The 26,768-nt window shown below is 70.0% G+C and carries 23 protein-coding genes and 1 riboswitch; of the genes, 9 read left to right on the top strand and 14 right to left on the bottom strand.

Annotation, left to right across the window (positions count from 1 at the left end):
* Positions 1-84: 84 nt before the first annotated feature.
* The 6 genes from ACSMXX_RS09680 to ACSMXX_RS09655 form a co-directional block, all read right to left on the bottom strand.
* Complete coding sequence (locus ACSMXX_RS09680) at positions 85-1,146, bottom strand: ribonucleotide-diphosphate reductase subunit beta (RefSeq protein ID WP_473183629.1); 1,062 nt, start codon at positions 1,144-1,146, stop codon at positions 85-87.
* Positions 1,137-3,593 carry a ribonucleoside-diphosphate reductase subunit alpha gene (locus tag ACSMXX_RS09675; protein WP_473184713.1) on the bottom strand — a complete coding sequence of 819 codons (2,457 nt, stop codon included), beginning with the start codon at positions 3,591-3,593 and terminating at the stop codon, positions 1,137-1,139. The genes ACSMXX_RS09680 and ACSMXX_RS09675 overlap by 10 nt, the downstream gene beginning before the upstream one ends.
* 333 nt (positions 3,594-3,926) lie before the next feature.
* A riboswitch (cobalamin riboswitch) is annotated at positions 3,927-4,061 on the bottom strand.
* A 35-nt stretch (positions 4,062-4,096) separates the two neighbouring features.
* Positions 4,097-4,597, bottom strand: a complete 501-nt coding sequence (locus tag ACSMXX_RS09670) for a GNAT family N-acetyltransferase (protein ID WP_473183628.1) — start codon at positions 4,595-4,597, stop codon at positions 4,097-4,099.
* Positions 4,598-4,694: 97 nt separating this feature from the next.
* Positions 4,695-4,904, bottom strand: coding sequence for a YbdD/YjiX family protein (locus ACSMXX_RS09665; protein ID WP_473183627.1), 210 nt, complete (start codon positions 4,902-4,904; stop codon positions 4,695-4,697).
* A complete protein-coding gene (locus ACSMXX_RS09660) occupies positions 4,901-7,108 on the bottom strand; it encodes a carbon starvation CstA family protein (protein ID WP_473183626.1) in 2,208 nt (735 codons plus the stop codon). Before ACSMXX_RS09660 ends, ACSMXX_RS09665 begins: the two co-directional genes overlap by 4 nt.
* 139 nt (positions 7,109-7,247) lie before the next feature.
* Complete coding sequence (locus ACSMXX_RS09655) at positions 7,248-8,033, bottom strand: GntR family transcriptional regulator (RefSeq protein WP_473183625.1); 786 nt, start codon at positions 8,031-8,033, stop codon at positions 7,248-7,250.
* Between the two features lie 353 nt (positions 8,034-8,386).
* On the opposite strand from ACSMXX_RS09655, the gene ACSMXX_RS09650 reads away from it, so the two are divergent.
* The 6 genes from ACSMXX_RS09650 to ACSMXX_RS09625 all read left to right on the top strand — a co-directional run bounded on the left by ACSMXX_RS09650 (position 8,387) and on the right by ACSMXX_RS09625 (position 16,418).
* Entirely contained in the window at positions 8,387-9,655 is a 1,269-nt protein-coding gene (locus tag ACSMXX_RS09650; protein WP_473183624.1) for an extracellular solute-binding protein, read from the top strand.
* Between the two features lie 108 nt (positions 9,656-9,763).
* Entirely contained in the window at positions 9,764-10,762 is a 999-nt protein-coding gene (locus ACSMXX_RS09645) for a carbohydrate ABC transporter permease (protein WP_473183623.1), read from the top strand.
* Positions 10,759-11,592 carry a carbohydrate ABC transporter permease gene (locus tag ACSMXX_RS09640; protein WP_473183622.1) on the top strand — a complete coding sequence of 278 codons (834 nt, stop codon included), beginning with the start codon at positions 10,759-10,761 and terminating at the stop codon, positions 11,590-11,592. Before ACSMXX_RS09645 ends, ACSMXX_RS09640 begins: the two co-directional genes overlap by 4 nt.
* A 97-nt stretch (positions 11,593-11,689) precedes the next feature.
* The gene (locus tag ACSMXX_RS09635; RefSeq protein WP_473183621.1) at positions 11,690-13,273 is read left to right on the top strand and encodes a glycoside hydrolase family 3 protein; all 1,584 of its coding nucleotides are present in this window, start codon (positions 11,690-11,692) and stop codon (positions 13,271-13,273) included.
* A gap of 124 nt (positions 13,274-13,397) precedes the next feature.
* A complete protein-coding gene (locus ACSMXX_RS09630; RefSeq protein ID WP_473183620.1) occupies positions 13,398-14,498 on the top strand; it encodes an SIS domain-containing protein in 1,101 nt (366 codons plus the stop codon).
* A 432-nt stretch (positions 14,499-14,930) separates the two neighbouring features.
* Positions 14,931-16,418, top strand: a complete 1,488-nt coding sequence (locus ACSMXX_RS09625) for a sensor histidine kinase (protein WP_473184712.1) — start codon at positions 14,931-14,933, stop codon at positions 16,416-16,418.
* 207 nt (positions 16,419-16,625) lie between these two features.
* On the opposite strand, the gene ACSMXX_RS09620 is transcribed toward ACSMXX_RS09625, so the two are convergent.
* Together ACSMXX_RS09620 and ACSMXX_RS09615 are read right to left on the bottom strand one after the other, a co-directional pair.
* Complete coding sequence (locus tag ACSMXX_RS09620; RefSeq protein ID WP_027747983.1) at positions 16,626-16,889, bottom strand: WhiB family transcriptional regulator; 264 nt, start codon at positions 16,887-16,889, stop codon at positions 16,626-16,628.
* A gap of 311 nt (positions 16,890-17,200) precedes the next feature.
* Positions 17,201-18,169 carry a diacylglycerol/lipid kinase family protein gene (locus ACSMXX_RS09615; RefSeq protein WP_473183619.1) on the bottom strand — a complete coding sequence of 323 codons (969 nt, stop codon included), beginning with the start codon at positions 18,167-18,169 and terminating at the stop codon, positions 17,201-17,203.
* A gap of 79 nt (positions 18,170-18,248) precedes the next feature.
* On the opposite strand from ACSMXX_RS09615, the gene ACSMXX_RS09610 reads away from it, so the two are divergent.
* The gene (locus tag ACSMXX_RS09610; RefSeq protein WP_473183618.1) at positions 18,249-18,671 is read left to right on the top strand and encodes a hypothetical protein; all 423 of its coding nucleotides are present in this window, start codon (positions 18,249-18,251) and stop codon (positions 18,669-18,671) included.
* Positions 18,672-18,932: 261 nt separating this feature from the next.
* Here the strand turns inward: ACSMXX_RS09610 and ACSMXX_RS09605 are convergent, their stop codons facing one another.
* From ACSMXX_RS09605 to ACSMXX_RS09580, 6 genes are all read right to left on the bottom strand, one after another.
* Positions 18,933-19,934, bottom strand: coding sequence for an RNA polymerase sigma factor SigF (locus ACSMXX_RS09605; RefSeq protein ID WP_473183617.1), 1,002 nt, complete (start codon positions 19,932-19,934; stop codon positions 18,933-18,935).
* Positions 19,931-20,353 carry an ATP-binding protein gene (locus ACSMXX_RS09600; protein WP_055486106.1) on the bottom strand — a complete coding sequence of 141 codons (423 nt, stop codon included), beginning with the start codon at positions 20,351-20,353 and terminating at the stop codon, positions 19,931-19,933. The genes ACSMXX_RS09605 and ACSMXX_RS09600 overlap by 4 nt, the downstream gene beginning before the upstream one ends.
* A gap of 266 nt (positions 20,354-20,619) precedes the next feature.
* The gene (locus tag ACSMXX_RS09595; protein WP_473183616.1) at positions 20,620-21,105 is read right to left on the bottom strand and encodes a GNAT family N-acetyltransferase; all 486 of its coding nucleotides are present in this window, start codon (positions 21,103-21,105) and stop codon (positions 20,620-20,622) included.
* A 10-nt stretch (positions 21,106-21,115) separates the two neighbouring features.
* Entirely contained in the window at positions 21,116-22,000 is an 885-nt protein-coding gene (locus ACSMXX_RS09590; RefSeq protein ID WP_473184711.1) for a 1-aminocyclopropane-1-carboxylate deaminase/D-cysteine desulfhydrase, read from the bottom strand.
* A gap of 155 nt (positions 22,001-22,155) precedes the next feature.
* A complete protein-coding gene (locus tag ACSMXX_RS09585; RefSeq protein WP_473183615.1) occupies positions 22,156-22,746 on the bottom strand; it encodes an N-acetylmuramoyl-L-alanine amidase in 591 nt (196 codons plus the stop codon).
* 65 nt (positions 22,747-22,811) lie between these two features.
* Positions 22,812-24,377 carry a tetratricopeptide repeat protein gene (locus ACSMXX_RS09580; RefSeq protein WP_473183614.1) on the bottom strand — a complete coding sequence of 522 codons (1,566 nt, stop codon included), beginning with the start codon at positions 24,375-24,377 and terminating at the stop codon, positions 22,812-22,814.
* Positions 24,378-24,605: 228 nt separating this feature from the next.
* Here ACSMXX_RS09580 and ACSMXX_RS09575 point away from each other — a divergent pair, with 228 nt between their 5' ends.
* Both ACSMXX_RS09575 and ACSMXX_RS09570 read left to right on the top strand, forming a co-directional pair.
* Positions 24,606-25,982 (top strand): transcriptional regulator, encoded by a 1,377-nt coding sequence (locus ACSMXX_RS09575; protein ID WP_473183613.1) that lies wholly within the window; start codon positions 24,606-24,608, stop codon positions 25,980-25,982.
* Positions 25,983-26,070: 88 nt separating this feature from the next.
* Positions 26,071-26,601, top strand: coding sequence for an NUDIX hydrolase (locus tag ACSMXX_RS09570; RefSeq protein ID WP_473183612.1), 531 nt, complete (start codon positions 26,071-26,073; stop codon positions 26,599-26,601).
* Positions 26,602-26,768 lie beyond the last annotated feature (167 nt).

Raw genomic sequence — 26,768 nt, 5'->3', positions numbered from 1 at the left:
AGACCACACGTGGGGTGAACGAGGGGGCCGCGCCGGGCAGCGCGGCCCCCTTCCCGCGCCTCGTGCAGTCGGACCGGAACGGCGTCAGAAGTCGTCGTCGAACGCGACCGAGCCCTCGACGGCGACCTGGTACGCCGAAGAGCGGCGTTCGAAGAAGTTGGTCAGTTCCTGCACGTTCTGCAGCTCCATGAAGGAGAACGGGTTGCGGGCACCGTAGCGGGCGGGGAAACCCAGCCGGACGAGACGCTGGTCGGCGACCGCCCGCAGATACTGCTCCATCGACTCGGTGTTCATCCCGGGCATGCCCTCGCCGCACAGATCGCGGGCGAACTGCAGTTCCGCCTCGACGGCCTCCTCCAGCATCTCCGTGACCTCCTTCTCCAGCTCCGCGTCGAAGAGTTCGGGTTCCTCCTCGCGGACGGTGTCCACGACGTCGAAGGCGAAGGACATGTGCATCGACTCGTCACGGAAGACCCAGTTGGTGCCGGTGGCCAGCCCGTGCAGCAGCCCGCGGGAGCGGAACCAGTAGACGTATGCGAACGCGCCGTAGAAGAAGAGCCCTTCGATGCAGGCCGCGAAGCAGATGAGGTTGAGCAGGAAGCGCCGCCTGTCGGCGCGGCTCTCCAGCCGGTCGGTCGGCCGGCTGCCCTCGCCCTCCTCCATCGCCGCCATCCAGCGGAAGCAGAACTGCGCCTTCTCCCTGATGGACGGGATGTTCTCGACCGCGGCGAAGGCCTCCGCGCGCTCGTCCACATCGGGCAGATAGGTGTCCAGCAGCGTCAGATAGAACTGGACGTGCACTGCCTCCTCGAAGAGCTGCCGCGACAGATACAGGCGCGCCTCGGGGGAGTTGATGTGCTTGTAGAGGGAGAGCACGAGATTGTTCGCCACGATCGAGTCACCGGTCGCGAAGAACGCGACGAGACGGCTGATCATGTGCTGTTCGCCGGGTGTGAGCTTGGCGAGGTCGTCGATGTCGGAGTGGAGGTCGACCTCCTCCACGGTCCAGGTGTTCTTGATCGCGTCGCGGTACCGGTCGTAGAAGCCGGGGTAGCGCATCGGGCGCAGCGTCAGCTCGAAGCCCGGGTCGAGCAGATTCCCGGCGGGACCGCCGGCGGTGGTCTTGGCGCTGGTCATTACTGGCATGCCTCGCAGGTCTCGGGGTTCTCCAGGGAGCAGGCGGCTTCGCCGTCGCCGGCTGCGTCGGCGTCGGCTGCGTCGGCGTCGGCGTCGGCGGCGGCGGCGGTGGCGGTGGCGGTGTCGGAGGCCGTGGCGGTGGCGGCGGACGGCAGGGCCTGCGTGCCGCCGTTGCGGCCGTCGCCACCACCGTCCTCCCCGGTGTCGCCCACGTCGCCGCTCGTCCCGCCCGCCGCGCGGGCGATCCGTGTCGCGGGTCGCGAACGCAGGTAGTACGTGGTCTTGATGCCGCTCTTCCAGGCATAGGCGTACATCGAGCTGAGCTTGCCGATCGTGGGCGCCGCCATGAACAGGTTCAGCGACTGGCTCTGGTCCAGGTACGGGGTGCGGGCGGCGGCCATGTCGATCAGGGAGCGCTGCGGCAGCTCCCAGGCCGTGCGGAAGAGCCGGCGGACGTCCTCCGGGACCCGCGCCAGCTCCTGCACCGAGCCGCTCGTCTCGCGGAGCTCCTCACGGGTGCGCTCGTCCCACATCCCCAGCCGCTTCAACTCCGCTACGAGATAGGCGTTCACCTGCAGGAACTCGCCGCTCAGCGTCTCCCGCTTGAAGAGGTTGGAGACCTGCGGCTCGATGCATTCGTACACCCCGGCGATCGCCGCGATGGTCGCGGTCGGTGCGACGGCGAGGAGCAGCGAGTTCCGCATGCCCGTGCGGGCGATGCGGGCGCGCAGCTCCGACCAGCGCTCGGGCCAGGTCCGTCCGGCCTGCGGGTAGTGGTCGGGATGCAGCACGCCGCGCGCCGTACGAGTCTCCTCCCAGGCCGGCAGCGGACCGTGCCGCTCGGCGAGGTAAGCACTGGTCTCGTACGCGGCGAGCATGATCCGTTCGGAGATGCGGGTGGACAGCTCCCGCGCCGCCGCGGAGTCGAAGGGCAGCCGCATGCGGAAGAAAGCGTCCTGCAGGCCCATGACGCCCAGACCGACCGGACGCCAGCGGGAGTTGGACCGCTCCGCCTGCTCCGTCGGATAGAAGTTGATGTCGACGACCCGGTCGAGGAACGTCACGGCCGTACGGACTGTGGCGTCCAGGCGCTCCCAGTCCATCCCGTCCCCGGCCTCGGTCAGGTGGGCGGCGAGGTTGACCGATCCCAGGTTGCAGACGGCCGTCTCGCCGTCGTCGGTGACCTCGAGGATCTCCGTGCACAGGTTCGAGGAGTGCACGATACGGCCGGGTTCCGCGGTCTGGTTGGCGGTGCGGTTAGAAGTGTCCTTGAAGGTCATCCAGCCGTTCCCCGTCTGCGCGAGGGTGCGCATCATGCGCGCGTACAGCTGGCGGGCCGGCACCTGCCGCACCGCGCGGCCCTCGGCCTCCGCCCGGCGGTAGGCGGCGTCGAACTCCTCGCCCCACAGGTCCGCGAGCTGCGGCACGTCGACCGGGGAGAAGAGCGACCAGCCGGCGTCGGCCTCCACGCGCCGCATGAACTCGTCCGGAATCCAGTGCGCGAGGTTGAGGTTGTGCGTGCGCCGCGCCTCCTCGCCGGTGTTGTCCCGCAGTTCGAGGAACTCCTCGATGTCCGCGTGCCAGGTCTCCAGGTAGACGCAGGCTGCGCCCTTGCGCCGGCCGCCCTGGTTCACGGCGGCGACCGAGGAGTCCAGGGTGCGCAGGAACGGCACGATGCCGCCGGAGTGGCCGTTGGTGCCGCGGATCAGCGAACCGCGGGCGCGGATACGGGAGTAGGGCAGGCCGATGCCGCCCGCGTGCTTGGAGAGCCGTGCCACCTGCTTGTAGCGGTCGTAGATCGAGTCCAGGTCGTCCTGCGGCGAGTCCAGCAGATAGCAGGACGACATCTGGGCGTGCCGCGTACCGGAGTTGAAGAGCGTGGGGGAGGAGGGCAGATACGCGAGCGAGCTCGTCAGCCCGTACAGCTCGGCGACCTCCTCGGCCGCCTCCGCCGAAGCGTCCGCCGCGAGTCCGCACGCGACGCGCAGCAGGAAGTGCTGGGGCGTCTCGATCACCTGCCGGGTCGTGGGATGCCGCAGCAGGTAGCGCGAGTGCACCGTGCGGAGCCCGAAGTAGCCGAAGCGGTCGTCCGCTCCGTCTGCGATCGCCGCATCCACCAGCGCGTCCAGCCGCTGCGCGTGCGCCCGTACGAACTCGGCCGTGCGGTCGGCGATGAGACCCTCGCGGTGCCCGGTCGCGACGGAGGATGAGAAGGACACGGCGCCCTGGCCGCGGGCCTCGTCGCGGATCGCGAGGGTGAGCAGCCGCGCCGCCAGCTGTGAGTATGCGGGCTCCTCGCCGATCAGCCCGGCGGCCTCCTCCGCGGCGAGCGCCCGCAACTCGGCCTCGCCGGCGCCCTGCCGGCGTCCGCGGAGCACCGCCGTGGCGACCCGGCCGGCTTCGGTGCCGGGCAGATCGGCGGTCAGCTCGGTCAGCTCGGTCAGGACGCGCGACAGTGCGCCGTCCCGGTCCGGTGGCGCCGGTGAGGAGCCGGACGCGGACGCCGGTACGTAGGCCGATGCCGGTACGGACGCGGGTGCGTCCCCGGTCCCGGTTGCGGTCCCGGTTGCGGCCCCGGTCACGGTCACGGATGCGATGGTCACGGGATGTGCTCTCCCTCGCTCGGTTCAGGTCACCGGCTCACCGGGGAGCGCACTTGGCGGGCGCGCGAGGGGCATGCCGCATCGGCGAAGCGGCAGACCTTGCGGCGTCCACCGGCCCAACCCTCGGGACCCGGACGTCTTTCGACACGGCCGGCAGGCACTCGGACTCGCGACGACCGCTCAGCGCGGCTCACCCGGAAGAGGACGGGCCTGCGGCACAGAGCAGCACATCGCACACCGTTGCGGGACAGTTCCGGATTCGCACCGGATTCCCCTGCGCGGCAGCGAGCACGAGCATACATCTAGTAGCGAGTTGCGCCACTCGCCCCCACATCTTGTGCCGGGTGAGTCGCAGTTCACAGTTCGAGAGCGAACGCGTGCAGCCACAGGCCGGGATACGGCTCCCAGTCCTGCTCGGGCACCGGGACGAACCCCAGCCGCCCGTACAGCCGGTGGGCCGCCGACATCCCCTCATGGCTGCAGAGCACGAGCCGTCTCAGGCGACGCTCACGCGCCCTGTCCATGCACGCGCGCACGAGGGCCTCGCCCGCTCCGCGCCCGCGCCCCTCCGGCCGTACGGCGAGCATCCTGAACTCGCCCTCGCCGGGCCCCGCGATGTCCGCGTACTCCCCGCCGTCACCGACGAATGAGACCGCGCCGAGCACGGAATCCGAGGCGGTGTCGACGGCGACCAGGATCTCCGTGTGCTCTGCGCGGCGCCGCGCCGCACGCAGCTCCGTCAGGTACGGATCGTCCGCACCGAACGTCAGCAGTCCGTCCTCGAGATACGCCTGTGCCGTCAGCTCGCCGACGCCGTCCAGCTCCTCGTCCCGCGCCGGTCTGATCGTGATGTCCATGGAACGAGCATGCCTTGCCCCACTGACAACGCGGAGGGCTGCCCGTCCTCGCCAGGACGGACAGCCCTCTCACGTACGTCAGTGACTCCCGCACACCTCAGCAGCAGCGGAAGCCGCCGCGGGGATCGCACTCGCGCGCGTCGGTGCGCTCCCGCTCGAACTCCCGGCGGCTCGGCACCCGCGCCGTGGGATCGTGCTCGCGCAGATGCGCCACGTACCGGTCGTAGGCGCTCTCGTCGGTCAGCTCGCGCATGTACCAGCGCACCCAGCGTGCGCCGCGCATCAGGCGTCCCGCCACCGCTGTCATGAGCTCTCACGCGCCCCTGAGCCGCTCGTGGCGCCCGCACCGCCGGAGCCCTCACCATCGCCGTCACCGGCCCCGACACCCGCGCCGACGGCCACCAGCTCCGCCTTCTCCTCCTGTGTGGGGATCAGGCCGGAAGGAGCGACGAGTTCGGACTTCTGGTACGGGACCTCGTTCAGCGGCGTGCTGTCCGGAGCGCGCAGCGCCTTGACGCACACGCGGCCGGCGTCCACCAGAACCACCACGACCAGCAGCGCGAAGAGCGCCGAGAGCACGCCGTCCACCGTCGAGTTGGTCACGATGGTGTGCATGTCGTCCATGCTCTTGGCGGGCGGCAGCACCTTGCCGTCGTCGATGGCCGCCTGGAAGTCGGAGCGCTGCTGGAAGAAGCCCACCTTCGGGTCGCTGGAGAAGACCTTCTGCCAGCTCGCCGTCAGCGTCACCACCGCGTCCCAGACCAGTGGAACTCCCGTCACCCAGGCCCACTTGACCCTGCCGGACTTCACCAGCAGCGTCGTCGCCACCGCGAGCGCGACGGCAGCGAGCAGCTGGTTGGCGATGCCGAACAGCGGGAAGAGCTGGTTGATCCCGCCGAGTGGCTCGTGCACGCCGACCCACAGGAAGTAGCCCCACAGGGTGACGACGATCGCGCTGCACAGCCACAGACCCGGCAGCCAGCTCACCTTGCGGAACGGCTTGTAGAGGTTGCCCAGCGTGTCCTGCAGCATGAACCGGCCCACGCGGGTGCCCGCGTCCAGCGCGGTGAGGATGAACAGCGCCTCGAACATGATCGCGAAGTGGTACCAGAAGGCCTTCGCCCCCGCACCGCCGACGACGGCCGAGAAGATCTCCGCGACCCCGACGGCCAGGGTCGGTGCCCCGCCCGTACGGGAGAGCAGCGACTGCTCCTCGACTTCCTTGGCCGCCGAGGCCAGCGCCTCCGGCGAAATCGAGTATCCGAGGTCGCCGACCGCCTGGGACGCCGACTGCACACTGTCGCCGATGACACCCGCCGGGGCGTTCATCGCGAAGAAGAGACCGGGGTCGATGATGCAGGCCGCGACCATCGCCATCACGGCGACGAACGACTCCATCAGCATGGAGCCGTACCCGATCATCCGGATCTGCGTCTCCTTCTGGATCATCTTCGGGGTGGTGCCCGAGGAGATCAGGGCATGGAAGCCGGAGAGCGCCCCGCAGGCGATGGTGATGAAGACGAACGGGAAGAGCGACCCGGCGAAGACGGGCCCGTCGCCGCGCGTCGCGAAGTCCGTGACGGCGTCCATCTTCATGGTGGGCATCGCGACGACCACACCGACGGCGAGCAGCCCGATGGTGCCGACCTTCATGAACGTCGAGAGGTAGTCGCGCGGCGCGAGCAGCATCCATACGGGCAGCACCGAGGCGATGAAGCCGTACACCACGATCCAGATGACCAGCGTGGCCGGCTCCAGCGTGAAGGTGTCCGCCAGCGAGGACTCCGCGACCCAGCTGCCCGAGGCGATCGCGAGCAGCAGCAGCGCGACGCCGATCAGCGAGACCTCGGTGACCCTGCCGGGACGGATCACCCTCAGGTAGAAGCCCATGAACAGTGCGATGGGGATCGTCATGGCGATGGAGAAGGTGCCCCACGGCGACTCCGCCAGGGCGTTGACCACGACGAGTGCCAGCACGGCGAGCAGGATGATCATGATGGCGAAGACGGCGATCAGCGCGGCCGCGCCGCCCACCGGGCCGATCTCCTCACGTGCCATCTGCCCGAGCGACTTGCCGTCGCGCCGCATCGAGAAGAAGAGCACCACCATGTCCTGCACGGCGCCCGCCAGGACGACGCCGGCGATGATCCAGATGGTGCCGGGCAGATATCCCATCTGGGCGGCGAGGATCGGGCCCACCAGCGGTCCGGCGCCGGCGATGGCGGCGAAGTGGTGGCCGAGCAGCACGCGCCGGTCGGTGGGATGGAAGTCGATGCCGTTGTTGAGCCGCTCCGCGGGCGTGGCACGGGTCTTGTCGACCTTGAGCACACGATTCGTGATGAACCGCGCATAGAAGCGGTAGCCGATGGCGTATGAGCCGAGGGCGGCCGCGACCATCCAGGCCGCGGAGATCTCCTCGCCCCGTGACAGCGCGAGGACGCCCCAGGCGACCGCTCCGATCAGCGCGACAGCGGTCCAGATGATGATTGTTCGTGGACTGGCGGTACGCACCCGGTCGTCCTTCCGTCGGCATTGCTCATGAGGACGGCAAGGACGGTAAGCCACCTCCTGCACACAGCGCTACGGCGCGGACAGCCTTCGGCAGCTCAGGGCCCGTTTCGTTATCTTCCCGAGCGCCGTGGCGCCTGCCTCAGTGCTGGGGCCGCTGGAGGTTGGCGACGAACTTGTAACGGTCCCCGCGGTAGACGGAGCGGACCCACTCGACGGGCTCGCCGTCGGTGTCGAGGGAGTGCCGGGAGAGCATCAGCATCGGCAGGCCCACGTCGGTGCCGAGCAGGCCGGCCTCACGGGGCGTGGCGAGGGACGTCTCGATGGTCTCCTCGGCCTCCGCGAGATGGATGCCGTACACCTCCGCCAGCGCCGTGTAGAGCGACGTGTACTTCACCAGGCTGCGGCGCAGCGCCGGGAAGCGCCGCTGCGACAGGTGCGTCGTCTCGATCGCCATCGGTTCGCCGCTGGCCAGCCGCAGCCGCTCGATGCGCAGTACGCGCCCGCCCGCCGGGATGTCGAGGGCGTCGGCGAGGCGGTCGTCCGCGGTCACGTAGCCGATGTCCAGCAGCTGCGAGGTCGGTTCGAGGCCCTGGGCGCGCATGTCCTCCGTGTACGAGGTCAGTTGCAGCGCCTGGGAGACCTTGGGCTTCGCGACGAAGGTCCCCTTGCCCTGTATGCGCTCCAGCCGCCCCTCGACGACGAGTTCCTGCAGGGCCTGGCGCACGGTCGTACGCGAGGTGTCGAACTCGGTGGCGAGCGTGCGCTCGGGAGGCACCGGGGTGCCCGGCGGCATGGTCTCCGTCATCTCCAGCAAGTGCCGCTTGAGCCGGTAGTACTTGGGCACGCGAGCGGTCCGCGCGCCGCCGTTGCCGCTGCCCGACTCCGGCTCTGCCGCGGCTGTGACCGCGCCCCCGTCCGTGCTCATCGCTTGCCTTCCCGCTCGTGTCGTGCTGCCGTCACCGGTTTCCTCCGTGTGCGTGGGACGTGCCGAGTGCCCCGCTCCCGGCTCCGGTTACGGCTCCGGCGCGACGCCGTGTCCGGTGGTGTACCGGTCTCCGGCCGCCGTTCCGGCTGTACTTCGCGCAACTTCGCGCAGAACTTCGCGGCTCACATCGTGGCACGTGGTCGGCGTCGGGGGACTCTCCCGCCCAGATGTCGTTCCGATAACGGAACCCGCAACTCGGTTTCTGCACCGTTGACACCCCAATAGGTCTAGGCCAAGCTGCGGACTGGTCTAAACCATTAGACCAGCACATGCAGTCCGTTGGGGAGGATGCCGTGAGACGAGGACTCATCGCCGCGACAGGAATCGCGGCTCTGATGGCGGGCGTTGCCGCCTGCGGGACCGGCGGTGAGGCGGAGTCCGGCGCCGACGGCTTCAAGGGGCAGACGCTGACACTGTGGGCGATGGACGGATCCACGCCCAAGCAGTGGGAGAAGGACGTCAGGGCGGCCTTCGAGAAGAAGACCGGCGCGAAGCTGAAGCTCGAAGTCCAGCAGTGGAACGGGATTCAGCAGAAGATGACCACCGCGCTCTCCGAGCCCGACCCGCCGGACGTCATCGAGGTCGGCAACACCCAGACTCCCGCCTACGCGAAGACCGGCGGCCTCGCCGACCTCGGTGACCTGAAGAAGGACATCGGCGAGGACTGGACGGAGTCCGTCAACAAGTCGGCCGTCTACGGCGGAAAGCAGTACGCGGCGCCCTGGTACACGGTCAACCGCACCGTCATCTACAACAAGCGGATCTGGCGGGACGCCGGCATAGACAAGACCCCCAGGACCCGCGCCGAGTTCTTCGACGCACTGGACGCCATCGAGAAGAAGACCGACGCCGAGCCGCTCTATCTCCCCGGCCAGAACTGGTACTTCTTCGACGGCCTCCTCATCGGCAAGAAGGCCGGCCTCATCAAGAAGCAGGGCGGCAAGTGGGTCTCGAACCTGGCCGACCCCAAGGTCGGATCCGCCATGAAGCTCTACGAGAAGTACGCGTCGTACTCCGACGCCCCCAAGGACAAGGACGAGGCGACCCCGCAGCAGGCCGAAGTCTTCGCCAAGGGGAAGACGGGCGCGTTCATCGGCCTGGGCTGGGAGGCGGCCACCGCCGTCGAGGCCAACGCGGAGATCAAGAAGGACATCGGATACTTCACCATCCCCGGTGAGAGCGCGGACAAGCCCGAGGGCGTCTTCCTCGGCGGCTCCAACCTGGCAGTCGCCGCGGGCAGCGAGAAGCAGGAACTGGCGAAGCAGTTCCTCAAGATCGCGCTTTCCGACAAGTTCGAGGGCGCGCTCGCCGAGGAGGGCGGGGTCATACCCAACAAGACCTCCCTGCAGAAGAGGGTCGAGGGCAACCCCGCCGCCGAGGCCGCGGCCCCCGCGGTCGCGGGCGGCGGCCTGACGCCGCTCGTTCCGCAGTGGGCCGCCGTGGAGAACCCCCCGAACCCGGTGAAGAGCTATATGACCGCCGTGCTCAAGGGGAAGTCGCACGCCACCGCCGCCGAATCGGTCGAGGACGAGATCAACAAGAGGCTCTCGCAGAAGCAGTGAGTTCCCGCCGGGCTGCCGGGGTGCAGGCAGTCGTGCTGCCGGAGGGGGTGGCACGACTGCCGGCACACCGGCAGCCCGGGCTCTTCGACCACGTGAGCTGGAGCAGAGATGTCAGTGCGGACCCAGGACGCGCCACCACCGGTGCGGAGCACGCCCCCCACACGGCTGCGACGGCCACGCCCAGACGCCGCAGCCCCGCACGGCGGACGTGACAGGAGGAGCGCCGGCGGGCTGCCGTACCTTCTGCTGCTTCCCGCGCTCGTGGCCACCGCCGTACTCCTGGGCTGGCCGCTGGTGATGAACGGTCTGCTCTCGTTCCAGAACCTCAACATGACGCAGCTGATCCAGCACGTCACGGAATGGGCGGGAACGGACAACTACCGCGCCACCCTCGGCAGCGAGGAATTCTGGCGGGTCACCCTGCGCTCGGTGCTCTTCACGGCCGTCAACGTCGCCCTGATCATGCTGTTCGGCACCCTGACGGGGCTGCTGCTGGCCCGCCTCGGCCCCCGCATGAGGCTGCTGCTCTCGGCCGGCCTCGTGCTGGCCTGGGCGATGCCCGTCATCGCCGCGACGACGGTCTACCAGTGGCTGTTCGCCCAGCGCTTCGGTGTCGTCAACTGGGTGCTCGACGCCCTGGGGTTCCACTCCATGGCGGACTTCAACTGGACCGGCGGGCAGATCTCGACGTTCTTCGTCATCTCGCTGCTCATCGTCTGGACGTCCGTGCCGTTCGTCGCGATCAATCTCTACGCCGCGACGACGACCATCCCCAAGGAGCTGTACGAAGCGGCGTCGCTGGACGGTGCGAGCGCCGCGCAGAGCTTCGCGACGGTCACGCTTCCCTTCCTCAAGCCCTTCCTCCTGGTGACGACCTTTCTCGAAGTCATCTGGATCTTCAAGGCGTTCCCGCACATCTTCGCGATCAACGAAGGCGGCCCCGACCGGCTCACCGAGACGCTGCCCGTCTACGCCTTCGTCGAGGGCGTCGGGAACCAGCATTACGGCATGGGGGCTGCCATCTCCGTCCTCACCATCCTGATCCTGCTGGCGCTGATGTCGTACTACCTGCGCATCGCGATGCGCCAAGAGGAGGACGAGAAGTGAACCTTGCACGCAACTGGGCCCGTGTCTGGCCCAACGCGACGGCGCTCGTGCTCTTCGCGGGCTTCGTCTTCCCCGTCTACTGGATGTTCAGCACGGCGTTCAAACCGGACAGCGACATCGTCACCGACAGCCCGGTCTGGTTCCCCTCCCGTCCCACCCTCGAACACTTCGCCACAGCGGTACGGGCGGAGAACTTCTGGACACTCGTGCGCAATTCGGTCACCGTGACGCTCGTCGCCGTCGGACTGGCGCTGCTCATCGCGCTCTTCGCCGCCTTCGCCCTGGCGCGTATGCGCTTCGCGGGACGCAGGAGCATCGTCCTCACCTTCATGGTCGCCCAGATGGCGCCCTGGGAGGTCATGGTGATCGCGATCTACATGACCGTGCGGGACGCCGACATGCTCAACAGCCTCGTCCCGCTCACGCTCTTCTACACGGTGATGGTGCTGCCGCTGACGATCCTGATGCTGCGGGGTTACGTCGCCGCCGTACCGAAGGAGCTGGAGGAGTCGGCGATGGTGGACGGCTGCGGACGGACACAGGCGTTCCGCCGGGTGATCTTCCCGCTGCTGGCCCCGGGCGTGATGGCCACGTCGCTGTTCGGATTCATCACGGCGTGGAACGAGTTCCCGATGGTGCTCATCCTCAACAAGGACGCGCAGGCACAGACGCTGCCGTTGTGGCTCTCCGGATTCCAGACGGCGTTCGGGGACGACTGGGGCGCCACCATGGCAGCCGCCTCGCTCTTCGCCCTGCCGATCCTGCTGCTCTTCCTCTACTTGCAGCGCAAGGCCGTCAGCGGGCTCACCGCCGGCGCGGTGAAGGGATAGGTGAGGCACGGGCAGCAGACGGACGGACGACGAGCCGCACACGGGCCCGCGGCCGATCCCCCGGCAAAGGGCCACCAGTGAAGGGACAATGCGCCACATGACCACGCTCGCAACCGGCACCGAGAGCCTCACCCGTGACGCCCTCACCGTGCTCCAGCCCGGCTTCACCGGCACCAGCGCACCCGGCTGGCTGCTGCGGCAGCTCAGCGAAGGTCTCACTTCCGTGGGCCTGTTCGGACGCAACATCGAATCGCCGGAGCAGCTCGCCGCCCTCACCGCCCAGCTGCGCGAGGTCCGGCCCGAGGTGCTGGTCGCGATCGACGAGGAGGGCGGCGACGTGACCCGCCTGGAGGCCCGTACGGGGTCGTCCTTCCCCGGGAACCTCGCCCTGGGGCACGTCGACGACGTGGCCCTCACCCGTGCCGTGGCGCACGAGCTGGGCCGCCGCCTCGCCGCTTGCGGAGTCAACCTCAACTGGGCGCCGTCCGCCGACGTCAACTCCAACGCCGACAACCCCGTCATCGGGGTCCGCTCCTTCGGCGACGACCCGGGACTCGTCGCCAGGCACACCGTCGCGTACGTCGACGGGCTGCAGGCCGCCGGAGTCGCCGCCTGCGTGAAGCACTTCCCGGGGCACGGCGACACCGCGGTCGACTCACACCACGCGCTGCCGCGCATCGACGCCGACATGGCCACACTCCGCGAACGAGAACTCGTCCCGTTCCAGGCCGCGATCGACGCCGGCGCCAAGGGGGTGATGAGCGCGCACATCCTGCTGCCCGCCCTCGACACGTCCCTGCCGGGCACGCTCAGCCCCGCGGCACTCATGGGGCTGCTACGCGCGTCACAGGAGGAGGGCGGTCTCGGCCACACGGGCCTGATCGTCACCGACGGGATGGAGATGCAGGCCATCTCCGGCACCTACGGCCTGGAACGGGGCAGTGTCCTCGCCGTCGCCGCGGGAGCCGACGCCCTGTGTGTCGGCGGGGGACTGGCCGACGAGGACACGGTGCTCCGCCTGCGCGACGCACTCGTACGGGCAGTGCACGACGGCGAGTTGACCGAGCAGCGCCTCGCCGGAGCTGCCGCGCGCGTACGGGTGCTCGCGAGCTGGACGAGGTCCGCCGGCACCGCCGCCCGGGAGGAGGGGCCCGCGGCGCACGCGGAATCCGGTGCCTCCGGGGTCGGGCTGGAGGCCGCCCGCCGGGCCCTGCGCGTCACGGTCCGCGATCCCCGCGGACAGCGCGAACCGCTCACAGCGCCGCCGTTCGTCGCGTCGTTCACACCGGCGGCGAACATCGCCGTCGGCGGTGAGACTCCGTGGGGCGTCGCCGCCGAACTGGCGCGGCTGCTTCCGGGCACCGCCACCGCGACGTACGGCCCCGGCGAAGCCGGCCCGGCCGGTCCCGCCACGGACGGGACCCCCGGACTGGCGGCAAGCGTGCTCGCCGATGCGGGGAACCGTAGGATCGTCGCCGTGGTGCGCGACGTGCACCGTCATCCGTGGATGGCCGGGGCGCTGGACGCACTGCTCGCGGCACGCCCCGAGACCGTCGTGGTCGAAATGGGGGTGCCGCAGGCGCCGGCGGGCGGAGCGCTGCACATCGCCACGCACGGAGCCGCCCGCGTGTGCGGACGGGCCGCCGCTGAGGTCATCGCCGGTGGGGCCACCCCCGGCTGAGGCCGGGCGGGGGACTGCCCGCCGCGTCCGTCCGTCCGTCAGTCCGCCCGTCCCCGCCCGCCGCCCGCCGTACGTCCGCTCGTGAGTCACCCAGCACCCGTCACCTCAACCGGAGGCAGCCAGCATGTCCGCCACGTCGGCATCGACACCCGAGCAGTCTTCGTCGACGGACGGGATCGGCAGCGCGCCGGGCCGCGTCATGTCCGGCGAGATGGCCGAACAGCCGGCCGTGCTGCGCCGCATCCTCACCGAGGGAGCGCCCAGGATCCGGGAGATCGCCGAGGAGATCGCGGCCCGCAGCCCGCGCTTCGTACTGCTGACGGCGCGGGGCACGTCCGACAACGCGGCGCTCTACGCGAAGTATCTGCTGGAGATCCTGCTGGGCAAGCCGTGCGGCCTCACCTCGATGTCCACGACCACCGCATACGGCGCCAGGCCGGACCTCACCGACTGCCTCGTCATCACCGTCAGCCAGTCGGGCGGCTCCCCGGACCTCGTCGCCTCCACCAGGGCCGCGCGTGAAGCGGGCGCGCTCACCCTGGCGGTCACGAACAACTCCGCGTCCCCGCTGGCAGAGGTCAGCGAATTCCACATCGACGTGCTCGCAGGCGAGGAGAAGGCCCTTCCGGCGACGAAGACCTACACGGCCGAACTCCTCGCCCTCTACCTCTTCGTGGACGGCATGCGCGGCGGCCAGGGCGCGGCGAAGGCCGAGCTGCTGCCGGATCTGGCGCAGTCGGTGCTCGACCGCCGGCCGGAGGTCAAGGCGCTCGCAGGGCGCTACAGGTTCGCCGGGCGCATGGTGCTCACCTCCCGCGGATACGGCTATCCGACCGCGAAGGAGGCGGCGCTGAAGCTGATGGAGACCAGCTACATCCCCGCCCTCTCCTACTCGGGCGCCGACCTGCTGCACGGCCCGCTGGCCATGGTCGACAACATCTCGCCCGTCATCGCCGTGGTCACGGACGGAAAGGGCGGTGAGGCGCTGCAGCCCGTCCTCGACCGGCTGCGCGACCGCGGCGCGGATCTCGTCGTCATCGGCAGCCGTGCCGAAGTGGACCGCGCGTCCGCGGGTTTCGCCCTCCCCACGGAAGGCCTGCCGGAGGAGCTGCAGCCGATCCTCGAGATCATCCCGCTGCAGATGCTCGCGTACGAGGTCACCATCGCCCGCGGCCAGGACCCGGACGCGCCCCGCGCGCTGGCCAAGGTGACCGAGACCCGCTGAGCGAGCGCGCGCCGCATGCCCTGCGCGGTCCTGCGCGGTATCCGTAGCGGGTTTCGTACGTACGCGGGGAGACCGGCTCCGGACCTTCGGCGCCCGGACACACGTCGGGCCACGGCGCCGGAGCGGGACCCTCAACCCGCCCGGCACCGCAGCCCGATGCCGGAGACCACGGCGCGATCAGGGCAGACGACGCCCGGGTCTCTCTCTGCCCTCCTGTGCGGGGAGGGCAGAAGCCTCTGTTACTACGGGTTCATTGTGGACTAGACCACTCTGAATGTCCATGCCACAGCAAAAGTTCATCAGGAGTGGACGAATTCTCGGCCGATCCGCGACGGATTCCGTCGGTCCACGACCGGACCCGGAGTGCGAGACCGGTGAAGCCGCCCCCGGCGTACGGCACGGCCCGCCGGTAGGCTCGCCGGTGTGCCCTCCATGAACGACCTCGTACGCCAGCACACGGCCCTTTCGGACACCGATCTGGAGTGGCTGCACCTGCTGATCTCCGAGTGGCAGCTGCTCTCGGATCTCTCCTTCGCGGACCTCGTGCTGTGGGTGCCCACGAGGGACGGCACGCGCTATGTGTCCGTCGCCCAGATGCGGCCGAACACCGGGCCGACGTCCCACCAGGACGACATGGTGGGCCACCTCGTGCCGCGCGGCCGGCGTCCGCTGCTGGACGCCGCGCTCGACGAGGGCCGGATCGTGCGCGAGGGCGACCCGGAGTGGCGCGAGGAGGTGCCCGTACGGGTCGAGTCGATCCCCGTGTGCAGGGAGGGCCGCGTCCTCGGCGTTATCGCCCGCAACACCAACCTGCTGACGGTCCGCACCCCGAGCCGGCTCGAACTCACCTATCTGCAGAGCGCGTCCGACCTCGCCCAGATGATCGCGGCAGGCGCCTTCCCCTTTCCCGGCCAGCAGCTCGACATCGACCATCTGCCGCGCGTCGGCGACGGGCTGATCCGGCTCGACTCCGACGGCATCGTCCAGTACGCAAGCCCCAACGCCCTCTCCGCCTACCACAGGCTGGGCCTCGCCACCGAGATCGTGGGGCTCCACCTCGGCCAGGTCACCGCGGAACTCGCGCCCTCCAGAGCTCCCGTCGACGAGGCCCTGGTGAAGCTCGCAAGCGGATGGGCGCCGCGCGGCGCGGAGGTCGAGGCGAAGGACTGCGTCGTACAGCTGCGGGCCATCCCGCTCGAACCCAAGGGCGCCCGCATCGGCTCCCTCATCCTGCTCCGCGACATCACCGAAGTGCGCCGCCGCGAGCGGGAACTGATGACGAAGGACGCGACGATCCGTGAGATCCACCACCGGGTGAAGAACAACCTGCAGACGGTCGCCGCGCTGCTGCGTCTCCAGGCCCGCCGCATGGACTCCGACCGCGGCCGCAACGCGCTCAACGAGGCCGTGCGGCGGGTCGGTTCGATCGCCATCGTGCACGAGACGCTCTCCCAGACCCTGGACGAGAGCGTCGAGTTCGACGAGATCGCCGACAGGGTGCTGGCGATGGTGGCCGAGATCTCGCCCGGCCGCGTGACCGGTCACCGCACGGGCCACTTCGGCGTGCTGGAGGCGGAGGTCGCCACACCGCTGTCCATGGTGCTGACGGAGGTCCTGCAGAACGCCCTTGAGCACGGCTTCGGCCCCGGCGAGCAGGGCACCATCGAGGTCGGCGCGGTGCGTACGGCGGGTACGGGCAAGGCCAAGGAGACGGGGCGCCTGCTGGTCACCGTCCAGGACGACGGGCGCGGCCTGCCCGAGGGCTTCGAGCCCAAGCAGACCGGCAACCTGGGGCTGCAGATCGTACGGACGCTGGTGGAGGGCGAGTTGGGCGGCGAGTTCGACATGCTCCCCGCCCCCGGCCGCGGCACCCGCGTGGTCTTCGACCTTCCCGTCTCGGTCGAGAAGCGTGAACGCTGAGGCGGGAAGAGGGCGTTGACAGCAGGACCTGAGTGAGGGCCGCTGACGGACGTCCTTGAGAAAGCGTACGGAAGCGACATAGGCCGGCCCGGTCCCCGCGGGGACCGGGCCGGCCTATGTCTCATGTCTTACGTTTACGCGGTGCGCTTCGTGGCACTGCGCGCTGCGGCTCGGGATGCAGCAAGGGGCCAGGTGTGGGCGTCAGTCTCAGGCGGTCGCGGCGTTGTTCCGCGCCCGGTTGCGAGCGGCACGGCGCTTCATCGCGCGGCGCTCGTCCTCGCTGAGGCCCCCCCAGACACCGGAGTCCTGACCGGACTCCAGCGCCCACTGCAGGCACTGCTCCATGACGGGGCAGCGGCGGCAGACGGCCTTCGCTTCCTCGATCTGCAGCAGCGCAGGACCGGTGTTGCCGATGGGGAAGAACAGCTCGGGGTCTTCCTCGCGGCAAACGGCGTTGTGACGCCAGTCCATGGCTGCTACCTCTCCTCGTGAGTGTGCTGGCTTGTGAATGTGAACGCTTTCACGAATCCTCCCGCAAGGGAAGGGATGCCGATCAACTGTGATGCGGGTCCCAGTGGAATGAGAGAGAGGATTCGGGCGCCTGGGGGCCGCCGTGAGGGGCCGCCCGATCGCCATGAAGAGACTCGCAAACCTCAGCGGCGGATACAACCCCTTCCGCTAAGTTTTTTTTGATTCCTTGGTGTCGCATCACTCACAGTCGTACTTCCAGGGGGTGGACCCTGGCCTAAACGTTCGAGTGGAAGGACTTTTGGGTCTTCGACTTAAGCAATCACACGCAGTGCACGGCGTACGCCTGTGAAGTTCACGCTGTTCCGCACTCCCAGGTGGTCACCGTCCATCTGAAAGGGCAGTGGAACCTGCGAATGCAAGGTGAAGTCACTCACGTCGTGCAGGGTTACCGCGTGTTTGCCTCGTGGTCCGCGCTCGGGGCTGGAGGTGAGGAGCTGGGTGCCGTACCGGCTCATCGCCAGCGGCGTCAGCCGTGAGAGTCCGAGCACGTCGAGAGCGGTGTCGAAGGACGCTCGCGGGGCGGCGTAGACGGGACGGTTGCCCAGGTAGGTCCACGGCGCGGTGTTGCAGACTATCGACGCCACGAGGTCCTCGACGGGCTCCTGGCCCTCCCGTTCCAGTCGGATCGTGCCGCGGCTGCGGTGCTGTTCCTTCGCGAACTGCTTCAACACCTGCCGTACGTACAGGGCGTGGGTGGAGCGCTTGCCGAGTTCCCTCTTCTGTTCGACGCGGCCCACCACTCCCGCGTCGAAGCCGAGGCCGGCGCAGAAGGTGAACCAGCGCGGCCGCAGGCCCGCGTCGTCGGTGTCCGGCACTCCCGACGCCAGGCCGAGACCGATGGTGCGTTCGCGGCCCGACTCGATGGCGTCGAGGAGTTGGCCGGTCGCCTCGACGGCGTGGTTGGGGAGACCGAGGGCACGGGCGAAGACGTTGGTGGAGCCGCCGGGCACGACGGCGAGGCGGGGGAGCCGCTCCGGGGCGGGGCCCTGGTGCAGCAGGCCGTTGACGATCTCGTTGACGGTGCCGTCGCCGCCGAGCGCGATGACCAACTCGGTCTCGCCGTTCTGCGCCGCCAGCCGGGCCAGTTCACGGGCGTGGCCGCGGGACTCGGTGGTCGCCACGTCAAGCTTGAGGTCGCTCGCGAGTGCGTGGGTGATCACTTCGCGGGTCCGCAAGCTGGTGGTGGTGGCTACCGGGTTGACGACGAGGAGTGCGCGCATGGAGGGCAGCGTACCTATCCGCGGGGGAGAGGCCCCGGCCGTTGCGGACGTATCCACATGGAGGGCTACGCTCTTCACCGTGCCTCCCCGAAACGAGACCCCCACGCCCTCGGACCGTCCTCGGCGGCTCACTGCCGCTGCCGTGCTGACCGCACTCGAAGGGGCGGTCGTCGCCGCGTTCGGTGTCGTCTCGCTGGTGAAGCTGGTTACGGACAAACCGGATGGAATGGTGCAGGCGGTCACGATGGCGGTGACCGTGCTGGCGCTGTCCGTGCTGCCGTTGGCCGCCGCCCGGGGGCTGTGGCTGTGCCGGCGGTGGAGCCGGGGCCCGTCGATGATCGTGCAGCTGATCGCACTGCCGACCGGCTACCAGATGGCGCAGAACGGCGGAGTGTGGACTGCCGGGGGCGTCGTCATCGCGCTGACGGGAGTCGCGGTGCTCGGCTGCCTCATCAACCCCACGGCGACCGAGGCGCTGGGTATCGGCCCGCGCGACGCGTAGCCGCCTCGCGGGGCCCGACGGAACGCGTCCCTCCGCGCGAAATGGGTTCGCGAAGGGCCGGCCGGCGGGGGCCGGTAAGTCGACGAGTCGACGCGGCGACACAGGTGCCGTGGGTGCGTCGATCGCGCGCATTGCGGAGCCCGCGTCACGTCCGTGAGCGGCAGTGCGGCACGAAGGTGCCGGGACTCATGACGCCCGCACCGCCCGCCCTCGGTGCGGGCGGGCGGTGCGGGCGGTGGTCTTCGTAGCCGGAGGCGCCGGTCACTCCTCGACGAGGAGCCTGTCGCGAAGCTGCGCCAACGTCCGTGCCAGCAGCCGCGATACGTGCATCTGCGAGATGCCGACCTCCTGCGCGATCTGCGACTGGGTCATGTTGCCGAAGAAGCGCAGCAGCAGGATCTTCTTCTCGCGCGGCGGCAGTTCCTCCAGGAGCGGCTTGAGCGATTCGCGGTACTCCACTCCTTCGAGGGCGTCGTCCTCGGCGCCCAGGGTGTCCGCGACGGCCGGCGACTCGTCGTCGGTGTCGGGAACGTCGAGGGAGAGGGTGCTGTAGGCGTTGGCGGACTCGAGGCCCTCCAGCACCTCCTCCTCAGAGATCGAAAGCCGCTGGGCCAGCTCGTGCACCGTCGGGGCCCTGCCGTGCAGTTGGGACAGCTCGGCCGTCGCGGAGGTGAGTGACAGGCGCAGTTCCTGGAGACGGCGCGGGACACGCACGGCCCAGCCCTTGTCGCGGAAGTGCCGCTTGATCTCGCCGACGACGGTGGGGGTGGCGTACGTGGAGAACTCCACGCCGCGCTCCGGGTCGAAGCGGTCGACGGACTTGATCAGACCGATCGTCGCGACCTGCGTCAGGTCGTCGAGAGGTTCCCCGCGGTTGCGGAATCGGCGGGCCAGGTGCTCGACCAGCGGCAGGTGCATGCGCACGAGGTGGTTGCGCAACTCGGCCCGCTCGGGGGAGCCGTCGGGCAGATTGCGCAGGGCGATGAACATGGCCCGCGCTCCGCTGCGGTCGTGCGGGTCGAAGTGCGCGAACTGGGCAGCCCGTGCCGTACGCGCGCCGGGCTGGCCGTGTTCGTGTCCGTGCGCGGTGTCGTGTCCGTGCGTCTCCTGCTGCTGCATGTCCATCGCGTCCGCCCGCTCTGCCTGCTCCGGTCGCTGACTGCTGGGGTCGGCGGGGTGCGGCCTGGCCTGCTCAGGCACGACCGGGTCGGCCGCCGCACCGATGCGGCCTGCCCAATGCTCCCGTGCCTCGTGGTCAGTCACGGCGCTCCGGGGCCCGCACCGCGCTTCTTGTGCAGGCTGATGCTGACCGTACGGTCGTCGGACACCGCCGAATCCACCTCGCCGGCCAGGGCGGAGAGCACCGTCCAGGCGAAGGTGTCGCGCTCCGGTGCCCTGCCGTCGGTCGTGGGTGCCGAGACGGTGACCCTGAGGGAATCGCCGACGAGCCTGAAGACGCAGCTGAGCACGGAGCCCGGCAGCGCCTGCTGGAGAAGGATCGCGCACGCCTCGTCGACGGCGATCCGCAGATCCTCGATCTCGTCAAGGGTGAAGTCCAAGCGGGCTGCGAGTCCGGCAGTGGCCGTACGCAACACCGACAGATAGGCACCCGCCGCGGGCAGCCGGACCTCGACGAAGTCCTGTCCGTCCTGCCCCACGGGCTCACCTGCGATCTGGGACACCCTCACCTCCAAAGTGGCACAAGCCGGTTCGGCTCGTTCGCTGTACGAGTGCGTCGGTCCGCCGCGCAGCCCGTGGATCTCCTCCACGGAGAACCAACGGACTGACGCCGTCGATGGTTCGCCTGCGACGCTATCGCGATCCGCGAGCCGATGTCGCCCGCACGGATCTACGACGGTCCACGGCGCTCCACCACATGAGCGTCACCCATAGTAAACATATGGGTACTGTCTGTGGCTAGAGGTCGGACGTCGTGAATCCGAAGTGATTACGCTGCGTCGCCGTCGGCCAGCTTCCTCAGTGGTTCCCCGGACATTCGGAAGACCGTCCACTCCTCCATCGGTTCGGCGCCGAGTGATCTGTAGAAACCGATTGAGGGGTCGTTCCAGTCCAATACCCACCACTCGAAGCGTTCATAACCCCGTTCGACACAGATTCCGGCAAGGGCTGAAAGCAGTTGCTTCCCGTGGCCCGCGCCGCGAGCCGGCGGGCGGACGTACAGGTCCTCCAGATACACACCGTGAGTGCCGGTCCAAGTCGAGAAATTGAGGAACCACAGAGCGAAACCGACGGGGTCACTCTCCGTGTCCTCCTCGGCGATCAGAGCGAAGACCGCGGGGTGCTCGCGGAACAGGGCGTCGTGCAGCTGCTGCTCCGTGGCCCTCGCATGCTCCAGCGCCCTTTCGTACTCGGCGAGTTCACGGATCATCGCGTGAACTGCCGGTACGTCGGACGGGGCCGCGGCTCGGATCATGCGCACCACGCTAACGCGGGCCTGTGACAACGGCCGTCACGGTGCTGCCCCGCGCGAAGGCACCCTCCTCGGCGAGCGTGGTGAGACCGGAGAGCAGCTTGGCGACGTACACCGGCTCCAGCGGTGGGAGGCCGTGGCGGGCGGCGAAGTCGCGGGCGAAGTCCTCCAGTTCGGGGCCGCCGCGCGCATAGCCGCCGAAGTGGAACCGTTCGTCCAGGCGCCACTCGCCCCGCGGACCGCCGAACGCCGAACGTTGCAGCTCACGGACGTCCTCGGCGAGGAAGCCGCCCCGGAGCACGGGGATGCCGAGCGCGCGCTGCCCGCTGCCGAGGCCGGCTGCAAGGCCGGCGAGGGTGCCGCCCGTGCCGCACGCGACGGCCGCGACATCGGTGCGGCCGCGCAGTTCCCCGCCGAGGGCCGTGCAGCCGCGCACGGCAAGGGCGTTGCTGCCGCCTTCGGGTATGCGGAACGCCTCCCGCGCCGGTATGCGGTCGTCGGTTCCGCTCAGCAGCCGCTCGGTGAAGTCCCGCTCGTGGCGGCGCCTGTAGTCCGCCCGGGAGACGAAGTGGAGCCGCATTCCGTCGGCGGCGCAGCGTGCCAGCGAGGGGTTCAGGGGCTTGGCGGCCAGTTCGTCACCGCGTACGACCCCGATGGTGGTGAGCCCGAGCATCCGGCCGGCGGCCGCGGTCGCGCGCAGATGGTTGGAGTAGGCGCCGCCGAAGGTCAGCAGCGCGGTGTGGCCGGCTTCGAGCGCGGCGCTCAGATTGGGGGCGAGTTTTCGCCATTTGTTGCCCGGAAGTGCCGGGTGTATCAGATCGTCGCGTTTGAGCAGCAGCCTGACGCCGCGGCGCTCGAAGCGCTCGTCGCGGATCTCCTGGAGCGGGGAGGGCAGCAGCGGACTGGGGTCGAGCGAGGCGAGGAGCTCGCCCGCCGGAACGCCCCCGGTGGCCCCCGAGGACGGGGAACCGGGCTGCGGGGGAGGGGCGGGGGCGCTGCTGGTCACCTCTGCATTGTCGCGCCGCGCGCCCCTCCCGTCGCTTCAGATTCCGCTCACTTCAGGCGGGCGGCGATGCGCTTGCGCATCGAGTCCATCGTGAAGCCGCGCGGGTCGGACTTCTGGTTCGTCCACTCCAGATGGCCGATGACCGAGCCCTCGTTCCAGCCGTGGTGCCTGCACAGAGCGGCGGCGGCACGTTCGATGGCGTCGAGTTGCGCGTCGGGCCACGGGTCCTCGCCGTCGCCGAGGTTCTCGCATTCGAAGCCGTAGAAGTACCGGTTCCCGTCCGTGTTCATCTGGTTAGGGCTGGGCAGGTCGTCCTCCGCTATCACCGCGCGTAGCACGTCGTCGTCGCCGAGCCCTCCGTGGTTCGCGCGGCCGTGGCCGACGAGGTGCACCGTGCCGTCCTTGGTGATCGCGCCGTGCGCGAGCGGGCCGGGCAGATCGGAACGTCCGTCGTAGATGAGGTCGACCGTCTCCTTGGCGCCGCTGGTCACGGTGTGGTGGATCATGATGCCGTGAACGGGGCCCCAGGGGCCCTTGTGGTTGCGGTTGTGGTTGCGCCAGTCGCGGACCTCCTCGACCGTCACGCCCTCCTTCTCCAGGGCTGTGATGAAGGCGCTTGCTGTGATGGGTGTGGCCATCTCTGCCCCGTACCTTCCCTGTGCGCTCTCGTGTGTTCGAGGGTGATGCCCATGCGGGCGGGTGCTTACTCCGCTCTCCGGCCTTCGAGGGGCAAGCCCGCACGCGTCAGCAAACCCTGTACGCAACGCTCGTCGGCGTACGGACCCAGCAGCCGCGGCATCCGGTCGCGGGCGCGGCGGGCGCGGCCGGACCGTACGAGGGCGGAGTCCTCCAGGAACGCCAGCCACGCCGTGCACGCCTCCTCCAACCGTCCGCGGGAGAGCAGGAGTTCGGCGAGCTCCGCCTCACTGAGGGCGCGGGAGCGGCGTTCGCCCGCGGGTCGGGAGCGCAGCGACGCACGCAGCTCGCGGACGGCGCCTTCGCGGTCTCCCAGTGCGGCCCGCACCTGGCCCGCCTGGTAGTGCAGCGCGGCGTCCTGGTAGGCGCCGACGGGTTCGCCGCCGTCAGGGGACTCCGGACCCGTCGTCAAGTCGGCGGGCGCGCGGGCGAGTTCGTGCTCCGCGCGGCCCAGGGCGGCCAGCGCCGGCCGGCGTTCGCCCTCCGCCGCCTGGGCCACCGCGAGCCCCGCGTAGAGGAACGAGCGCGCGGAGGGTGCCGCGTCGGCGGGTGCCGCCTCGCACGCGGACTCCGCGAGGGCAAGGCTCTGGCGCCGGTGCCCTAGCTGGTGCGCCTGCGAACTGAGCGCCCGCCGCACGAGTGCCACGCCTTCGGGGTCGTCTCCCTCGGCGGCGAGCTGGGCCGCGGTGTCGAAGGCGCGCTGTGCGAGCCCGTGGCGCTGCTCGTCCGCGTAGACGCGTGCCAGCAGAAAGCTCAACCGCGCGGCTCCGGCGACCAGTTGGGGGTGGTGGGGACCGTCCCCTCCGGTACGCAGCCGGCGCACCAGCCCGGCGAGGCAGGCGGCCAGCGGGGTGCGGATGTGTCCGCCGCCGTGCCGGTCCGCCTGCTGGGCGAAGAAGCGCGCGTGTTCCCGTACGGAGGCGACTTCGTCCGGCGTGGTGCGCCTGGGAGGCCGTCCGCCCCGGGGGAGGGAGGGGAAGTGTGCCCGGGGCGGACGGGGGCGCAGGGGCTCGGCGGTCTCGGTGGGCTCGTCGCCGACTCCGCGCCTGAGCGCGACGGTTGTGGCAGAGCCGGACGTGCGGAGGGTGAGCCGGTACGGGGCGGGCGGCGGCGGGTCGGCGCGCGGCGGCCCCACCACCGCGGCGGTGAGCGCGGCGAGCCGGTCGGCGGGGCGTGCCTGGTCTCCGAGTTCGGCGAACTGTGCGGACGACTGGGCCCGGTGTCCGGGGAGTTCGTCCCGGGCGCCGGTACCGCCCGTGCCGCGGGGGCGGGGGCGGGGGCCGGGGCCGCCGGAGAGGCCGTCGCCCATGCCCAGTTGAGTCACCGTCACCGGACGGCCCAGCCGCCGCGAGAGCGCCTCCGCGATGAAGCCCTGAACCCGTGGCGACGGGCGGCTGCCGCGCAGCCAGTGGGCCACGGACGTGCGGTCGTATCCGAGCCGGACTCCGGCCTCGGAGCCCAGCCTTGCGATGGCGCGGGCGAAGGCCTCCTGCGTCCACTGGCTCTCCGCCAGTAACGAGCGCAGCGCGCGGTTCGGCGTCGGGTCCCGGCGGTGGCGCTCACCGGGCCGCATGGCAGGCCGCCCGTCGGATGTCGAAACGGAATCGAATCGGGTCGTTCACGGGGATTCCCTCCTTGTGTGCTCCGGCGCGACGTTGCGTACGGAGTGATCCCAAGCGAACCGCAGGTTCCGGTACTTGGGGAGCATGTGCTTCGCACACGTACAGGTGCGACTTTCACACCCCGTGTGAACGAACGTCCGTTACTCTCTGAAACAAGGGTTGGACGACCGGAGGGCGAGATGGAGCCCAACAGTCAACTGGACGTACTGCTTGACCAGTCCGGAATCTCCCGGGCCGGTCTGGCCATGAGAGTCAATCGTCTCGGCGCGGACCACGATGTGACTCTGCGTTACGATCACACGGCTGTCGCGCGCTGGCTGAAGGGCCAGCGTCCGCGCGGCCGGGTACCGGAGCTGATATGCGAGGTCCTCGGCGCGCGGCTGGAGCGCACGCTGACCCTCGCGGACATAGGCATGGCCGGGCCCCCGGGTGCGCCGCCGCCGGCCTTCCCCGCCCTTTCCGGAGCGGCGGGGGACGGCGACGAACGGGCCACACTGGGCCGGTTCGTGGAGCGGGTCGCGGTCTCCTGGCGCTCCGACCAGCTCCACGCCGACACCGCGGGGCCGGCCCTGCTGACGGGCGCGGCCGCGGTGGCGCCGGTGTGGGAGTGGGAGAACCCTCCCGACGACCTGGACGTCTCCCACCACGGGAAACGGGAGGTCTCGGAGGTGGACGTCGCGCTGCTGCACGCCGCCCGCGGGCACTACGAGCACCTCTACCGCAACGCCGGCGGCGTCGCCACGCGCCCCCGCGTCGTCGGCTTCCTCACCGCCGAGGTGACACCGCTGCTGCGCGGCGGCTACGACGACGGCACCGGCCGTGAACTGTGCCGTGCCGCGGGCGCGTTGGCTGCGGTGAGCGGCATCTGCGCGTACGACGCGGACGAACAGGGCCTCGCCCAGCGGTACTTCCATCAGGCGCTGCGCCTCGGCAAGGCCTCCGGCGACCGGCTCTTCGGCGGCTACGTCGTCTCCCTCCTCGTCAACCAGGCCCTCTTCCTGGGGGACAACAGGCGCGCCATCGCCTGCGCCGAGGCGGTGTTACGCACGCCGGGGCCGCATTCCACGCCGGCCCTGGCGACCGACCTGTACGCGATGCAGGCGAAGGCGTACGCACGCATCGGCGATCGGCGGAGCGCCCACAGCTGCATGCGCAGTGCCGAGACCTGCTCCGCGCGCATACGTCCCGAGGAGGAGCCGGAGGAGACCGACTACGTCCAACCGGGCCTGGTGCAGGTGCGATTGGCGGAGGCGCTGCTCGTACTCGGAGAGCTGGACCCGGCCCGGCGGTATGCCGAGGAGGCGGCCAGGGCACCCGCCCATGTGCGCGGCCGGGTCAACCGGCTGGCCACGCTCACCGGCGTCGAGTTGCGCACCGGCTCGCCGGAAAGCGCTGCGGAGACGGCGGTGCGGATGGCCGATCAGGCGCAGGGCATCGAATCACAGCTGCTGCGGAAGCGCATGCGGCAGGTCCGGGAGCAACTGCTACGGCATCCCGGGGCGCCGGTCGCACAGGCGGCGGAGCTGATCGAGGAGACGTTGCGGGTGCCTCTCTGAGGGGAGGCCGGCCGGGCGGAGCCTCTGTCAGGGGGAAGCCGCGGCGTGCTGGGATGTGCCCAACCTCCGTCAGGAAGGGGGCACATACGTGCGATGGAAGAACCTGGGTGAACACACGGTGTACGAGAACCAGTGGTTACGGGTCAATCTCGCGGACGTGCTGCTGCCGGACGGCCGCCACCTGGATCACTATCTGATCCGGCTGCGGCCGGTGGCCATGGCCACCGCGGTCAATGAGCGCAACGAGGTGCTGATGCTCTGGCGGCACCGCTTCATCACCGACAGCTGGGGATGGGAACTCGCGGCCGGAGTCGTCGAGGACGGCGAGGAGCTCGCCGATGCTGCTGCCCGGGAGATGCTGGAGGAGACGGGGTGGCGGCCCGGACCGCTGAGCCATCTGATGACGGTGGAGCCCGCCAACGGGCTGACCGACGCGCGGCACCACATCTACTGGTCGGACAGCGCCGTCCATGAAGGCCACCCCGAGGACGACTTCGAGTCGGACAAGCGCGAGTGGGTGCCGCTCAAGGAGACGCCGGAGCTGATCGCCCAGGGTGAGGTTCCCGCCGCGAACACCGCGGCCGCGCTTCTGATGCTGTACCGGCTGCGCTTCGGATGACCGGAGGGTGCCTGCCGGACGGCGGGAGGTCTGTCGGACGGGCCCGGACCGGAGGGGCCCGGATCGGATCGGCCCGGGCGGGCCCGGCTCGGAAGGCCCGGCTCGGAAGGCCCGGACCGGAAGGCCCGGACCGGATCGGACCGGACCGGGCGGGCCCGGCTCGGGAC

This window comes from Streptomyces sp. DSM 116795 (assembly GCF_055792905.1).
Note: the sequence above shows the minus strand (reverse complement) of the source record. Positions and strands in the feature narration are given on the sequence as shown.